Here is a 16,148-nt window from a genome sequence, read left to right on the forward strand (position 1 = left end):
ACAACCACTTCCCGTGGAAGGTACCGTCGGCTCAAGACGAATTATAGACCTGACACGGCCAGACCTTACTGCAGCCCATCAAACATATGGCCGACCACTTCAAACTAATATGCTTCGCTGCATTCCTAATCGCGAATGTGACTCACGCCGCGCATGGAAAGGTCTCCGCTGATCATCCCAATGTGCTGTTCATCGCTGTAGATGACTTGAACACGTGGGCCATGGGATTGTCGAGCGAGTATTTGGCCAAGACGCCTCACATGAACGCACTTGCAAAACGCGGTGTGCTGTTCTCAAACGCTCACTGCGCTGCTCCGGTGTGCAGCCCTTCGCGTGTCAGCGTGATGACGGGCGTTGCCCCTTCCACTAGCGGTGTCTATCAGAACAAACAGGACTGGCGTGAGTGTTCCCGGCTCAGGGATCATGTCACCTTGCCGCAGCACTTTCGCAATCAGGGTTACAAGGTCATCGGTGGTGGTAAGCTCTATCACGCTGCGAACTTAAGCGAAAAGATGTTGACGGGATATCTCGATCCCAGACCGTGGCACGAGTACTTTCCTTCAAAGCAACGGCAATTGCCCGACGAGTTTATCCCGCCAGGGAATTCCAGACACGGCAGCAACCAGTTTTATGGCGGTCGTTTTGATTGGGATGCCCTCGACATCGACGATTCCGAAATGGGAGACGCAAAAGTCGTTGCCTGGGCCGAGACGCAGTTGTCTCGCCAACATGACAAGCCTCTGTTCATTGGCGTCGGGATCTATCGCCCTCACATTCCTTGGTACACACCCAAGAAATGGTTCTCGGAATATCCTATCGACGACGTGCCACTGCCGACTGCGAGCGAAGATGACCTTATCGATATTCCAAATGCCGCAAAGGCAATGTCAAAACACGCGTGGCACGGATGGCTTGTAGAGAACGAAAAATGGGATGATGCCGTTCAGGCTTACCTCGCCTCGGTCAGTTTCGCCGACGCAATGGTTGGTCGCCTTCTGGCGGCACTCGATCGCGGACCGTTGGCCGAGAACACGGTCATCGTGCTGTGGTCGGATCATGGTTATCACTTAGGGCACAAGCAGCACTGGGAGAAAAGAGTTCTTTGGGAGCAGGCCACGAAGGTGCCCTTGGTCATTTCGGATTACCGGTTGAAGTCCTCCGGACGGCGTTGCGAGCGTCCCGTCAGCTTGCTGGACCTGTACCCAACGCTCGTTGATCTTTGCGAACTCGACCCAGTGGGGAGTCTTGACGGACGAAGTCTTAAGCCGCTGCTGATCGATCCGGCTGCGGAGTCTGACCGATTGGTTTGCACCACATACAAACCGGGTAATCATTCGGTTCGGTCCCAGAATTGGCGGTACATCAAGTACGCCGATGGTTCGGAAGAGCTATATGATCATCGAGCCGACCCGAGAGAGAACCACAATCTTGCAACGAAGCCGGCGCACGATGCGCTCAAACAGCGACTTGCCAAAGGACTGCCAAAATCGGACGCGATCACAGACCCTAAATTGAAGATAGCGGACCAGACGAGTCACTCCAAATGAAATACACACTGCTTTTCTTTTGTGTCATTTTTTGGACGCTACGTTGCACTTTCATTGGAGTTTCCCCCAATCGACTGCACGCTGACGATGTGGACCGTTCGCGTCCAGCGGAATGGGACAACCTAGTATTTGGAGGCCAGTTCAAGGATCGTTTCGAGCCGGTTCCCCTCCGAGGAGAACTGACCCGCGATGCGTGGGGTGGTGATAACGTGTTGCCGCGAGACGTGTTGAACGGGATCGAAGATCCAAAGTGGTCTTACTGGGGCGGTAATGCCGTGGTCGGCGAGGATGGCAAATACCATCTCTATGTTTGCCGTTGGCCTGAGAACGCAGAGAAGGGCCATTTCGACTATCACAACTCCGTCGTGATTCATGCCGTGGCTGATCATCCACTGGGTCCCTACGAGTACCAGGATACGATCGGCCACGGGCACAACCCGACGTTGTACAAAACAGACAAGGGGTATGTGATCTATTGCGTCGGGAAGTTTTACTACTCGAAAAACTTGAATGGTCCTTGGAAGCACAACGCTTTCGATTTCCACAAGCGCGAGCGTTGGTGCGTCCAGCGTCGCGTGAACTTCACCTTTGCTCCGCGCGAAGACGGGTCGTATACCGCCATCTCCCGACGCGGCCGAGCCTGGGTCAGCCCCGATGGTTTCAAAGACTGGTATCTCGTTTCTGCAGAATCAGTCTATCCGAAGGTTGAAGGTATCTTCGAGGATCCGCTGATGTGGAAAGACCACGTTCAATACCACTTGATCGCCAACGATTGGAAGGGGCGAATCGCGTACTACATGCGCAGCAAGGACGGCATTCACTGGGTCACCGAACCTGGCGAAGCCTACGCGCCGGGTATCGACCGGTATGAAGATGGGACGGCGCCCGATTGGTACAAGTACGAACGCATCCGCGTGTTGCAAGACGACTACGGCCGAGCCATGCAGGCGCACTTTGCCGTCATCGACAGCGATAAACATTCGGACCTGCCGAACGATCGTCACAGTTCAAAACACATTATCATACCGCTCACTGTCGAGCGTCTGATCGAAGTGCTTAACAAGCAGGCGATTGCAGCGGACACGAAGGAAATCCGGGTAAGGATCAAGGCCGAAGACGGATTCGATCCACATCGAGATATCAATTTTGATTCACTGAGATTTGGCTCGTCGCAAGAAGTCAACTTTGGCCGAGGAAACAGATTACTTTCGACGCAAAAGGCCGGCCGAGACTTGATCCTTGTGTTCGACGGACAGGGGAACGGCATCACGGCGGAGAACTTCGCAGGCAAGCTACTCGGCAAAACGAGTCAGGGGAAGCTGCTCATCGGCTGGGCACGACTGCCGGGAGTGTCATTCAGTGAGCCCATGCTTTCGTCGCTCTCGCCGAAGTTTGAATACACAGACGAGGGCCTCGAAGCCTATGTCGAAGTACAGAACTTCGGCCAAACCGCTTCACGGGAATCTTCCGTCACAGTCTTGGTGGACGACGAGCTTCTAGCGTCTGGTTCGGTCAGGCCGTTAGAACCATTTGAAAAATCAATGGTGCGTTTGATTTGCAGTCAACGCCTACCGCGGGGGAGCAAACAGAGCGTGACGGTCCGACTGGGGAGTGAAGGAGTGCCCGGCGAAACCTTCACCAAGAGCGTTGTACTGCCAGGAGACAAATCAAAATGAAGTCGATTCTGATATCCGAAGACAACGGCTCGTCTCGAAAACCCGCACGACAGTCTTGTCAATCAACAGTTCTTTTCTCGGGAAGAAGTCATGGGATACCGCAGCAGTTGGATTGTGGCGACAACAGCATTCGTCCTTGGGCTGGCGACTCAGCAGTCTGCCCTGTGCGAGGACACACGCCTTAATGTGCTGTTCATTGCCGTCGATGATCTGAATGACTGGGTCGGCTTTCTCGGCGGACACCCACAAACGAAGACGCCCAACTTGGATCGGCTGGCCGAGCAGAGCATGGTCTTTGAAAACGCTCAGTGTCCAGGAGTCGCGTGCAACCCGTCGCGGGCGGCATTACTGAGTGGGATCGCGCCGTATCGGTCCAAGATGTACAGCAATCATGTGGAAATGCGGTCGAGCCCACTGTTGAAGGACGCAGTCATGATGCCGCGCTACTTCAGCGATCATGGCTACACGTCGCTGGCACGCGGGAAGATTTTCCACAACGCCACCGGTCCAGGAGCCGATCCGCAGTCATGGGACGTTCTCAGCGATCAGAAAAAAGAGAAGATCCCAGTCCCTCCAAATCAGCGAACGGACATGACACCGTTCAAGGATATCACGATCGATAACAAGCTGCTGTTCGTTCAAAAGCCCGTCATCGCATGGAAGTCGACCCTGCAGCCGAAGGAACAAACGACCGATTACCAGAACGCAATGTGGGCGGCCGAGTGGCTGACCGATTCCGCAGAGCAAAAAACACCGGTACCGTTCTTCCTGGCATGCGGGATCTTTCGACCGCACTTACCCTGGACTGTGCCAGCGGAATACTACGCCCGCATTGATCTCAAAAACACCAAACTTCCGCCGATCAACGAGGACGACTTCTCGGACATCAAGGGTGGCGGACCGTCGGAAGAATATGCCTACGCGAAAGAGCATGAGCTACGCGAAGAAGTCGCTTGGGCTTATCTGGCCAACATCGCTTACGCCGACGATTGCATCGGCGTCATCCTCGACGCGCTGGAAAAGAGCCCCTACGCCGATCATACAATCATCGTGCTCTGGAGCGATCACGGTTGGCATGTCGGGGAAAAGCTGCGTTACAAGAAGTCAACGCTGTGGGAAGAAACCGCGCGAATGCCGTTGCTGATCAAGGTTCCGGGCATGACGCCGGGACGGACGAAAAGGCCCGTCAGCTTGATTGACCTCTATCCGACATTGATCGAACTCGCAGGGCTGCCGGAGAAGGAAGGACTGAGCGGTCGCAGCATCGTGCCGATACTCAAGGACCCAGAGATCGCATGGAAATACCCAGCCATCACGTCATCGAAGAGCGGTCACAGTCTGCGAACAGAACGCTGGCGTTACATCAAAAAGAACAACGGCGCCGATGAACTTTACGATCACTCCCGCGACCCGCAGGAATGGACGAATCTCGCCGTGGATCCGAAATACGAGGCGGTCAAGAACGAGCTTCGGCAGCACCTTCCGAAACATTAACGAGTCTCTGAAACAGGAAACCAACTCACAATGACCGGATTTACGATCAGATTACTCCTTACGGTTGGTCGTACTCGCACAAAGCGTCAGATTCGCCGGTGACTCTATCATATTCATCTGGGGTTTGCTTTCTTGGAATTTTGTCGTCGGTTGTTTGAGCACACGTGGGCATTGCAGCCTTCAGCTCGCTCCACATTTCTCGTTGACGTTCCCAAGACAGTTGCCTGGTGATCGGACGCAGGTTCCTTTCGTGAATCTTGGAACGCCCCGTCATCTCGCGGGGCAGGTAGAGCAAAGCTTCTTGGATTTCTGGTGCGAGCAGCGAAAGGTTAAGGATCTGAGTGAGACGGGGTTGCGAGACTTTGCCTATCTCGGCAAGTTCAATCGTGTCCTGTGCCTCGCCACGCCGCAGCATCTCGTCCATCCGAATCGCGAGTGCCATCAAGCGTGAGATCCTCGGAACTTTTCCCCGCCGTTTCACCGGCGGCTCGTCACTCATTTCCGTCGTCTTTTTCTGTGTTGGCTTCTTTAGGTTCACATCGATTTTGCATTTGACCGTGATCATGAGTTCGCCTCCTGTTGTTGTTCGGTCGCTTCGGCAGAAAAGGTTTTGATGCCCGCCGGGTGCAGCGAAATTGAAAGCGAGCTTTCGTCAGCGTCAAATTCGATCCGGCTGATCAGCAACGTCAGCACCGCCGACTTCTCTCGTATGTTCAGCTCATTCCAGACGTTGCCGAAGTCCGAGAAGGCCGCGTTCACATCACATTCATCGATCTGTTCCGTAGTCAATCGCTTGATCTCTCCGTTAACGATTTCAAGCGACTCAATAATGCGGGCGACCTCTTGGTGCAACGCGGCCAATCGTTCTGAATCGTCCGACCCAGCATCGGTCGAGATCGTCAGATGTTTCATCTGATCGTGCTGGTGATTCAACCGCTGAGTGAGTTGCGCTCGTTGCGTCTGCAACTCCGCCAATTCCGCTTCGCAACGTTTACTCGACTGCTCCAACACATCGCGGCGCAATCCTTGATCGTCGGCGATGCAGCGAATCTGGTCGACCACCGCCGCCTCAATATCCGCCGCCGGCAACGACGGCGATGGACAATACTTTCGCCCGCGTTTGATCGCCGTGACGCACGTGTAGTAGCGGTACACTTTCGCTCCCCGCCGAGCCACGTTGTGGACCATCGAGTAGTTGCACGCCGGGCAGTAGATCAGTCCTTTCAGCAACGCCTGATACTTGTTGACAAGGTGATTGCCACCGCCGCGAGCGTGGCTACGCATCATCGCCGCTACGTCATCGAACAACTTCTGATCAATGATTGGCGTGTGCTCACCCTTGAATGTCTGCGTCTTATGCTTGATCCGGCCAATGTAGGTCGGGTTGGTCAACATCGTATGCAACGAAGACTTATCAAATGGTTTACCGCCTTTCGTCTTTCCCGATTTCGTTGTCCAAGACTTCAAGCACCAGCCACGACGGTCAAGTTCTTCCACCACGGGCGTCATCGACTCCATCTCAAGGTACAGCCCAAAGATACGCCGCACCTTCGCCGCCTCGTCCGCGTTGACCACCAACTTTGGGCTTGGGCCGGATCGGTCGACGTCGTAGCCGAGCACCGGCACACCGCCCGCCCATTTGCCACGCCGTCGCTGAGCCGCAATCTTGTCGCGAATTCGCTCACCGATAATCTCTCGCTCGAATTGGGCGAACGAAAGCAGAATATTCAACGTCAATCGACCCATCGAATGGGTTGTGTTGAACTGCTGCGTCACGGACACAAACGAGACGCCATGGTTGTCGAACGTTTCCATGATCTTCGAGAAGTCCAGTAAACTACGACTTAGTCGGTCGACCTTGTACACGACCACGCAATCAATCTTGCCCGCCGCGATATCTTCCAACAAACGTTTCATTGCGGGCCGGTCAACGTTGCCGCCCGAGTAGCCACCATCGTCGTAGTGTGTTGGAACAACCTTCCAGCCCTCTTGCGATTGACTGGCGATGAAGTTCTCCGCGGCTTCACGCTGTGCGTCCAGCGAATTGAACTCTTGATCAAGTCCTTCCTCAGTCGACTTGCGAGTGTAGATCGCACACCGAATGATCCGCCGTTCAGATTCCGTTTCCTTTTTCATTTCTGTCTCCTTCCGAGTCGAAAGAAGAGAAATCCGTTGTAGCTGACTCCGGTGATCTCGCCAGCGACTTTGGACAGCGAACGAAATCGCTTGCCCTCGTACTCAAATCCGTCCGTCAATACGAGCACTCGGACCATCTTGCCCTTGTATCGCCGTTCTAAGAAACTGCCCGGCGGCGGCAAGCGAGGATCCCAGTCAACGTAGCCGTCTTCTTCAGGCTTGACCCGACGAACGTTGTCTAGGACGTCTTCGCGAGGAGCCGTCATGCGAAGATCCGAAGTCGCCGCCAACTCGCGAGCCTTCTGTTTCGCTTCGTTGCTCAGCCCGCCTTCGTCCAACGCTTGTAACCGCCAAGCGATGCGTCGAACCAAGTACTTTTTATGGCGACTGCGACAAACTTCATCGAACACGTCTTCGTAGAGCGCTCGCAATTCATTGACTGTCTTGTCTTCAAGCGAAGCGACTGCCATTCGAGTTTCATCCGTCATCGGCTCACCTCCGTGTTGGATTGCTTCGTTTCGGAGACGACCGACGCATCAGGGGTGTCGAGCGAATCGAATTCGTGTTCGACATCGACTGGATTCGACATGCGAGTGTAGATCGCACATTGGGTCGCAGGTTGCTCTGCCTTGGTCCTACGGCGAGCCAGCGCTCGCGAAAGAATGGCAGCGATATTGCTGCGTCTTGCATCACTCATGAATGGGTGCCTCTGTGGAAGAAGGAGTGGATTCGGCCGCGGTCATCTGCCGATCGGAAACCGCGTCCGTCACAGAGAGCCCTGGAAACCGACCCGGCTCAAGCGGCTTTCCCAAAGAGTCTTCAAGAGTTCCAGAAACAGTTTCCAAGCAAAACCGTTTCCACCGCCCCACGCCGCGCCCAAGCAACTCAGCCACGGCCCGTCGTCGCTCATCTGGCGACAACTCACCCACATCCAAATCCGGCTTACCCACACGCAACCCTCTGAAAGAACAACAAGCAACCGGGAGCGACCAAACGCTCCCTCCCTGGTTACCTATGCCGTCCTTCCGCCCACGTGCGCGATAAAGTAGAATTCAAAACAACAAGTAATCATCCACCCCCACCCAGGAACGGCATCGTACGAACCGATCCCCGTGAACGGCCAAAACCTAAAAGATAATCACCACATAATTTGCCGAGTGTGTTGACCAACGCCTAGAATTCCGCGCAAGTTTGAAAACCGCTGGTCGCCCACAACTTCTCTGAAAGGTTGGAACACTTTCCGACCCAACGGCAAACGAAAAGCCGACGTGGCTCCCACGTCGGCTTTTTTCGTTTTATCCCGTTATCTCGCAACCACTTGCGTCAACCATCGTCGCGGCGGTTTCTCTGTCGTCTCAGACATCCGAGAACACGCTGGCCAGCGACCGCGGCCCGATTTGGGTCTCTGGGCCAGAATTCTTACGTTCTCCGTTTCTTAGCCGGTTTGGGTTAGGAGCCGTCGGCACCTCCCTTTCGATCCAGTTGAGAACATCGTTTGCCCCTACAAATCGCGATGTTTCCTCTCGCCAAGTTCGTAGCGACCCACCGAAACGGAGCCCAAACGTCTTCAAACGGGTCATGTGATTTAGAGACGCTCAGAAGATCCTAAATGCCGACTTTCCGGCTTCGTCGAGGGTCGCGGTGTGGTTCAGCCGTCGAGCAAGACTTGGCCGACGACGCCGAGTAGGAATCCGAGGACGGCACCGATCGCGGGTGCCCTTTGGTTCTCGACCTTGGACTGGGGTGCCAAATCTTGGAACGTTAGATACAGAATCCCGCTGGCGGCAAACAGCATGATGAAGCCGACGATTCTTGGGTAAACCGAGAGATGCTCGTAGCCAGCCCATCCCGCCAGCGGACCGAGCGGAATGCAGGCCGCAAGCAACAAGACCAGTTTCTTGCCGCCGATGTCCCCGGTCGCATTCAGCTCGCGGTACGCGTTGAAACCCTCGGGCAAATTTTGCAACGCGATCAGAACCGCCAGCAGCAACCCCGTCTTCTCGCCGTGCGCTAATGCAGCTCCCAGCGCGATCGCCTCGGGAATGAAGTCGGACAGCATCGCTACCAACTGGGCAATCGAACCCTTCGACCTCGCAAGCAACGTCTCCAACCCCAAGAGCACAACCGCGCCGGCAACGAAGGCGGTGACGATCCAGCCCAGCAACAACACTTGAACCCCCTCGGGAACCAGCACCAAGGCAACGGCCGAGATCATCACGCCGCCGCGGAACGCGATCACGCTGTGACGAAACTCTTCTTCAATTCATTGGGGCGAAATCTTCTCAAACATTGCGATCACACCGCCGATCGGAATGGCAGCCCCCGCCATCGTCGTCAGCAACAACACCTGCACCAGTTCGTTCACGATACGTCCTCCGCCTCCTGCGTGATGCCTGGCCGCTTCGCTGCCGCCCACCAAACCCAAGCGATCAGCACACCCTGCAGAGGCAGCCGTACAACCAGCGCCCAAACAGGAATTGCCGGGAATTGGTCCGCGTTCATCAGCATGTCGACGTTCGCTGGGAATACGGCAACAAGCAGAGCGATCAATCCCCACCCCGCCGCTCGTCGCAAGCGCGGCACCGCCAAGCCAACCCCGCCGAGCACCTCAAAGAATCCTGAGACGTAAACCAAAGCCAACGGCCAAGGCAAAAAGTCCGGCATGATCTTCATGTACACGTCTGGCGACACGAAGTGGTTGATGCCGGCGGCGATGAATAAGAGCGAAAGTAGAGCGACGGAAAGACGAGCAAACATGGCGGACTTTATTCAGTGGAAACTCTCTTTCCGCTGATGGAAACTACATGCAGGAAGCGATTGATTCGCAGCGTGCATTTGAGTTGCGCGAGCACACTCGGTTGAGACAAAGACTAATCGTTTTCGGCAACTACAAATCGCAGAAGCTTTTCCGCGACTTCTCTCGCTCCTTCGCTCAAATCATCCACTGAGTCAATGTGGGACAGGGCTTTCTGGCAAAAACGGACCTTGTCCTTGATCGTGCCGCTTTCGTCAGCGTAGGCACGTTGCGTTCGATCGCTAAAACGCTTTGACCTACTTTTGTCGACGAGCACGTGGTCGTCGATGTATTTGCCAAGATAGTTGAGTCGGTAAGCCTTTTCGCTGTAATCATTCGTTTCTACTTTGCCCGATTCGTAGTCCTCGATGACTGCGGTGATCGTTGCAGGCGTTAGCAAGTTCTCCACCTCTCGAACACCCAAGCGGTGGAAGCGATCGTTCAAGACGCTCTCCAACTTCATGTGTCGCTCGTCTTTGCCGTCATCTTTGTCAGTGATTAGGAACAGGCGGGCACAGATTCGCTCTACATCCATACCGTCTTCTTCGTCCAGGAACGACCAATGTGTGATGTTCCCTCCACCGTACTCGACAAACGCATAATGCAGATTCTCGATCAAGTTGTAACCGCGCTCGGCGAGCAGCAATTGTAGGAAGCGTCCGTAGTAGAGCCGGTCCGTAATGCCTTCGACCCAGATCGTGCAATTTGCAAACATCACTGACGATGGACGGACGCCAATGTGTTTCAGCAACTCATGATCACCGGACGTTGCATTGGTTACCGAAAAACGCGGATCATGTTCAGGATGGTCATCGTCGGCCGGTTGCTTGGAACACCGAAATATTGAACAACCTTCTTCGGAAATGGTGATGTCCAGGAACTGATTCGAGTGCGTCGTCACGAAGACGTAGAGATTCGGATTCGGATGATCAAAAATTGCGTCGATAAAAGCTCGCTGAAAGCCTGGATGTAAAAACAGATCCGGTTCTTCGATAAAAAGAAACAGCGGTTTGTCCTGTCGCTCGAACAAGGGCAACGTCAAGATGATGATTTGCTGCAAGCCGTCACCAAGTGACTGGATCGGCCGTTCGGCCTCATTGCCAATCTTGATGTTGACCGTATCGTGCTCGCGACGCGGGATGAGCGCGACAGGTTGCCCCCGGAAAAACGCTGACGACAGATATTCCTCGTACTTGCGAATGAACTGGCGATCAGCCAGCGACCCCAGTAGTCGATCCGTCAGAACGTCGTAGAGATCAAGTCCGGTGAAGACAGTCTTGCCGCTCATTTGCGTGCGAGCTTGGTTGATGTCGTCCTCCCGCGAATGATTCTGGCGATTCGTTCCCTTGATGTAGTCTGCCCACGTACGATCGAAATAGGCAAACTTTAGATCGTCATCGTTGACGCCCAGTCGCATGCCACGCAATGTTGGGATGTAAACGAATTCGACGTCTTTGAATGGCGGTTCAGGGACTGGCTGATTGTGCCCTTGGCTTGATGATTTCCGCTCAAGCCGCTCGATTCCTCGTACAATCAACTGAAGTGCGTTCTGATGGTCATCGTAAATCTTCCTATCGAAATCTCCGCGTTGATTCGATCTAGCACGGCTAACGTTTGAAGCCAGCTCTTCAACTTCCTTCGCCGCGCGTTCGGCCTTCCCAAAATGCTGATTGCATCGGTGAAAGCCGAACACTGGACAGTTCAAAAGATCATTTGACTTTTCGGCAATCTCTCGATGTTTTGACAAGCCTGGTGCTGAAACAATTGACTGCCGAACACCTTGACGGACTGCACGAGCGTCTTCATCGTCCGTCGAGATCATCAGGTTCGCCCCTGCCAAAAACATCGCTCGCATCAGTCGGCTTTTGCCCGAATTGTTCGGACCGACGAACGCATTGAGCCGCCGTATGTCTCGGAGAGAATTGAACGGTGCGTCAGCGTCGTAATCATTGGCGACCGATTCCGGCAGCTTGATTTCTTCGATCCGTAACATAGGCAAACCCCTAGCCATGCTCCCAGCGAACCGACATTAGTCCAAGAAAAACCGCGAAGTTGCTCACTTGGCTCGCTCGTAGGCTTGGCGTTCAATCGCCTTCAGTTGGCGATCACTGCACCGAGCCAAGGCGCGGAACAAATTCGGGTGGTCAAAGATCTGCTGGGCGATAGCGTCGGGGACGTGATGTGCCAACAGTAACAACTCTTCTTCGTCAGCCTCCAGCACATCCGCCAGCCGATGGATCAGGGACTCCGACGGCGAGCCGTCGAAGTCGAGTCGACCGCGTTCGACTTTGCTGAGGTATGAGAAGCCAACACTGACAAGTGGCGCAAGTTTGCGCAGCGAATAGCCTTTCGATTTGCGCAACTCGCGAATTCGGTCACCGAATGCATTCATGTCGATCTGCCTGCCTGCTTGTTACCGGACGCAGTTAATCTTACATTTGTAGCAGTCCGCAGGCAACACGCTTGCAGCGAAGTCACGACAGTCAAATCATTGGGGCACAATAGATGGCGTCAGATCGCGGGGTCATTTTCTTTTTACACGTCCAAGCAAGAACGGATGCTTGATGCAAGCGCTGCCACTTTTTAAAGACGAATATCTGTTCTCGATTTGGGAAGATGAGTTTCATCAATATGCTGCTGAGCATGATGCTCAAGTCGTTGCGGCGTTAACAAGCTGGGACTCTCGCGACAAAGATCTGACTGAGCGACAACTTGATGGTCTGTTCGTCACTAAGTTGTTTCGCGACCTTTGGGGCTACGAAGGAACCGGTACGACAGACGCAACTGATGGGTACACGCTGCTCTCGGAGTACTCCGTCCCAGGGGCAGGACAGCGCGGTGGGACCGGAAAAGCCGACCTCGCGCTCGGCAACTTTGGAATGACAGGCTTATGCGACGTTCCCCAGGTTCTGTGCGAGTTCAAGGACATCAACTCAGGGCTGGACGCACCGCAAAAACGCAAGGGCAACGACCGCTCGCCGGTACAGCAGTGCCTTGACTACCTGAAGTACGCCTTCGACAAAACCGAGGACAATCAACCCGTCAAGCCGACTTGGGGCATTGTCTCGGACATGAACGAGTTCCGGCTATACTTCCGCAAAGCCGGCGATGCTCAATGTCAACGGTTCGTGATTGCATCCAGGGACGAAGCCGATGCAATGTTAGGTGTGTCGGAAACCGCGATTCAAAAACGCTTCCTGTTTTGGAAGTTGTTCTCAAGTGGCCAGCTGATCACGGATCGAGGCCAAAGCGAGCTCGAAAAGATACTTGGCCGCCAATGGACGCTGGAAAAATCGCTCGAGCGAGATTTCTACAAAGAGTACCAGGCTTACCGGCAACACGTATACGAGTCGATTCTCGAAGCCAATCCAAACTTCGCAGGCACGCGCGGCGAACTGGTGAGGATAACACAGCGGTTTCTCGACCGTTGCATCTTCCTGCTGTTTTGCGAAGACATGGGGAAAGCTCTGTCATTTCCGACGGATCTACTGCGCGACATCCTGATCCGCGAAAGTTGTTCACCAACCTACTCGGGCGATTTCGACAATATTTGGGCGCTCGTTAAGCAGCTATTCAACACGATGCGAGATGGCGGTGTCTTTCCGCCCAATCATCAAATTCACAAATTCAACGGAGGCCTATTCGAGAACCTCCAAACGCTCGAGAACCTTCGTGTCCCAAACCGAATTTTCTGTGCCCAGGGACAGGGCGAGTCGAAAGAACGACTCGCTGAGTTTAAGAACACGCTGCTATACCTTTCAGCCACTTACAACTTTGGTGCCACGTCAGCCGGCCGCGAGCGGACGATCACGCTTTATGCACTTGGCCGCATCTTCGAGCAATCCATTACCGACCTCGAATACATGCGAGCAGAAGCCGACGGAGTCCCCACCGTCGCGAAGCTTTCTAAGAGACGGCGTGATGGCGTCTATTACACGCCCGAATGGGTCACGATATATATCGTCCAACACGTTATCGGTCGGCGGTTGGAAGAAGAACGCGAACGAATCGGCTTGGTTCTTGGTCAGTCGATTAGCGAGGACGACTTAAAGAAGTATCGAAAGGCTCGTACGAAGCCGAAAACGAATCCAGCTACCATCCACGTAAAGAAGCTCGATCAGTACGAAGAGTTCTTAGACCACGTCACGGTACTTGATCCCGCGTGCGGCAGCGGTGCGTTTTTGATTCAGGCACTGCAATACTTACAGCAGCACCGTCGTGACATTGCCGTCGAGCGAGAGCGAATCACAGGAGCGGCATCGCTTTTCGATCAGGATGCAATTATTCGCAGCATTCTGTCGGACAATCTGTACGGCGTGGACATCAACCCAGAATCCGTCGAAATCACACAGCTCGCGTTGTGGTTGAATACAGCATCGCCTGGCAAGCCGCTAAGCACGCTGGACCAGAACATTCAGTGCGGAAACTCGTTGGTTGGAGACGGCTTCGCCGAATTCTACAACGCGAAGCACAAGACTTTGTTCGACGACGCCGATCCCGCCGAGCGAGAGAAGGTCAACGCATTCGATTGGTCGGCGGCCTTCCCAAAAATCCTCGGTCCCGACGTCGATAAACAGCATCGCGGTTTCGATTGCGTGATCGGCAATCCTCCATACGTCAAATTGCAGCACTTTCGTAAAGTTGTTCCTGATGTTGCTGAGTTTTTATCGTCAGCGACAACGGTCAATGAAACGGATGGGTCGTCCGTGCGTCTGTATGATTCGACCAGATCAAAGAATTATGATCTCTACTTGCCGTTCATCGAGCGAGGCTTATCCCTCCTGAATCCTTCCGGGCATCTTGGTTACATCGCCCCGAGCGTATGGTTGCTCAACGAGTACGGCGTGGGTTTGAAATCACTGTTGAAGCGATCTCAGCGGTTGAATCGCTGGGTCGACTTCAAAGATTTTCCTGTTTTCGACGAAGCGATGACGTACACGGCGCTGCAGTTCTATCGAGGCAGTCCGAGCAAGCACATCACGTTTGCCGCCTGCCCCGACGGCCAACTCGCAACGGTGGAAGACGTTGGAACGATCCCCTACGAATCGCTGGATGCCGACGACACGTGGGTATTCTTGCCGGATAACGAACAGAACCTGATTGATCGACTCAAGCAGAAGTGTTCCAGGCTTGATGAGCACTCGGCAGTGGAAACCATATTTCAAGGACTGGTCACCAGTGCCGATTACATCTTTCAACTCGAAAGAGTTGGTCCAAAGCAATATCGTCAAACAGGAAGCAAAGCTGACGGAATTCTTTACGATATCGAAGATGAATTGATGAAACCGCTGGTATCTGGAGTAGATGCCAAACGCTATCTGGAACCAAACACGACAACGTATTTGTTGTTTCCGTACGACGTAAGGTCCGACGATGCGGTGCTTTGGTCGTCTGATGAAATGTATTCAAGATTCCCGAAGGGATGGGAATACCTAAAGCGATACGAATCCGATTTGCGTGGCCGAGAAAACGGCAAGATGGACCGAGATCATGACTGGTGGGGTTATGTTTATCCTAAGAGTCTTGGCAAGCACGAACTTGCGAAGCTAGGCGTTGCAACAACAGTTCCTGAAATGAGAGTCTTTCTGGACTCCGAAGGCAGGTTCTATTTTAACAACGTTCGTGTCAACGGCATCTTGGTCAAACCCTCGCATGCATGGTTTCTACTGGGCATTCTTAATTCACGAGTCGCCGACTTCGTGTTTCGCCGCATCTCGAAACCCAAGGAACCTCGTCCGTCCGGTGCCTACTTCGAGGCAAACAAGCAATACATTGCTCCTATTCCTATTCCTTCAGCAGACGATTCCCAAACCAAGACAGTTGCCAGCGCCGCCCAGCGATTGCAAACGCTTCACACGCAGCGACGCGACATTATCGAAGCAATTGACCAACGATTCGCCAGTAGACAAATGGTTGACAAGCCGAAACCGCCGAGCTGGATTTGGGCAGATGTATTCGACGTGGCTCATTGGAAGAAGGCCAACCCCGAAGGGCTCCGCGGGCGGGCCTTGAGTGCGTGGTCCAAGTCGCACTACGAATCGCTTCTTGACAAGAAATACGAAACAGTCGAAGACCAGATCACGTTCGGCGACACGATGATGGCAGCTCACGAGGACGGTCAGCTCAAGTTTTTTATCGGTGGCCGCTGCGTGATCGACGGCATCTATGTCACCGACGACGAAGCCAATGTGATCCTTCCACAATGGCAGCAGAAGGCGCGCGATAGCTTTGTCTCTGAGTCGATGAACGCGAAACGAATAGTCACACGACTTCTCGATTTGCGAACGACTAGCAACCCTGCGTTGACCTCCCAGTTGGCCGACTTTACTAAGAAACTGGCGGACGTTGAATCGAAGATCCTCTCCGAAGAACGCGCTCTCGACGACTTCGTCTACGACCTTTACGGGATTGATCCCGATTCGGAAGATCGCGTCATTATCGAAACCGATACTGCCCGCCGCGCCGATGCTCGATTCCCCCGACGAAAGGAATAGTCGCTAA

General features: G+C 54.0%; 12 protein-coding genes. 4 read left to right on the top strand and 8 right to left on the bottom strand.

Annotation, left to right across the window (positions count from 1 at the left end; all coding sequences use genetic code 11):
- Nucleotides 1–137: 137 nt before the first annotated feature.
- From ABD971_RS03985 to ABD971_RS03995, 3 genes are all read left to right on the top strand, one after another.
- Nucleotides 138–1,547: a sulfatase gene (locus ABD971_RS03985; RefSeq protein ID WP_345319630.1), complete on the top strand. Its 1,410-nt coding sequence runs from the start codon at nt 138–140 to the stop codon at nt 1,545–1,547.
- A 227-nt stretch (nt 1,548–1,774) separates the two neighbouring features.
- Nucleotides 1,775–3,223 carry a glycoside hydrolase family protein gene (locus tag ABD971_RS03990; RefSeq protein WP_345319632.1) on the top strand — a complete coding sequence of 483 codons (1,449 nt, stop codon included), beginning with the start codon at nt 1,775–1,777 and terminating at the stop codon, nt 3,221–3,223.
- 90 nt (nt 3,224–3,313) lie between these two features.
- The gene (locus tag ABD971_RS03995; protein WP_345319634.1) at nt 3,314–4,717 is read left to right on the top strand and encodes a sulfatase; all 1,404 of its coding nucleotides are present in this window, start codon (nt 3,314–3,316) and stop codon (nt 4,715–4,717) included.
- A gap of 58 nt (nt 4,718–4,775) precedes the next feature.
- On the opposite strand, the gene ABD971_RS04000 is transcribed toward ABD971_RS03995, so the two are convergent.
- The 8 genes from ABD971_RS04000 to ABD971_RS04035 all read right to left on the bottom strand — a co-directional run bounded on the left by ABD971_RS04000 (nt 4,776) and on the right by ABD971_RS04035 (nt 12,039).
- A complete protein-coding gene (locus ABD971_RS04000; RefSeq protein ID WP_345319636.1) occupies nt 4,776–5,282 on the bottom strand; it encodes a hypothetical protein in 507 nt (168 codons plus the stop codon).
- Nucleotides 5,279–6,853 carry a recombinase family protein gene (locus ABD971_RS04005; protein WP_345319638.1) on the bottom strand — a complete coding sequence of 525 codons (1,575 nt, stop codon included), beginning with the start codon at nt 6,851–6,853 and terminating at the stop codon, nt 5,279–5,281. Before ABD971_RS04005 ends, ABD971_RS04000 begins: the two co-directional genes overlap by 4 nt.
- Nucleotides 6,850–7,341: a DUF2924 domain-containing protein gene (locus tag ABD971_RS04010; RefSeq protein WP_184301864.1), complete on the bottom strand. Its 492-nt coding sequence runs from the start codon at nt 7,339–7,341 to the stop codon at nt 6,850–6,852. The genes ABD971_RS04005 and ABD971_RS04010 overlap by 4 nt, the downstream gene beginning before the upstream one ends.
- Nucleotides 7,338–7,550 (bottom strand): hypothetical protein, encoded by a 213-nt coding sequence (locus ABD971_RS04015; RefSeq protein WP_345319641.1) that lies wholly within the window; start codon nt 7,548–7,550, stop codon nt 7,338–7,340. Before ABD971_RS04015 ends, ABD971_RS04010 begins: the two co-directional genes overlap by 4 nt.
- A gap of 951 nt (nt 7,551–8,501) precedes the next feature.
- On the bottom strand, nt 8,502–9,092 hold the full coding sequence (locus ABD971_RS04020) for a ZIP family metal transporter (protein ID WP_345319643.1): 591 nt from the start codon (nt 9,090–9,092) through the stop codon (nt 8,502–8,504).
- Nucleotides 9,093–9,214: 122 nt separating this feature from the next.
- Entirely contained in the window at nt 9,215–9,610 is a 396-nt protein-coding gene (locus tag ABD971_RS04025; RefSeq protein ID WP_345319645.1) for a DoxX family protein, read from the bottom strand.
- Nucleotides 9,611–9,723: 113 nt separating this feature from the next.
- On the bottom strand, nt 9,724–11,640 hold the full coding sequence (locus ABD971_RS04030; RefSeq protein WP_345319647.1) for an AAA family ATPase: 1,917 nt from the start codon (nt 11,638–11,640) through the stop codon (nt 9,724–9,726).
- Nucleotides 11,641–11,703: 63 nt separating this feature from the next.
- A complete protein-coding gene (locus ABD971_RS04035) occupies nt 11,704–12,039 on the bottom strand; it encodes a helix-turn-helix domain-containing protein (RefSeq protein ID WP_345319649.1) in 336 nt (111 codons plus the stop codon).
- Between the two features lie 172 nt (nt 12,040–12,211).
- Between ABD971_RS04035 and ABD971_RS04040 the strand changes: the two genes are divergently transcribed.
- A complete protein-coding gene (locus tag ABD971_RS04040) occupies nt 12,212–16,141 on the top strand; it encodes an Eco57I restriction-modification methylase domain-containing protein (protein ID WP_345319651.1) in 3,930 nt (1,309 codons plus the stop codon).
- The last annotated feature ends 7 nt before the right edge of the window (nt 16,142–16,148 follow it).

The organism is Novipirellula rosea (assembly GCF_039541335.1).
Classification (GTDB): domain Bacteria; phylum Planctomycetota; class Planctomycetia; order Pirellulales; family Pirellulaceae; genus Novipirellula; species Novipirellula rosea.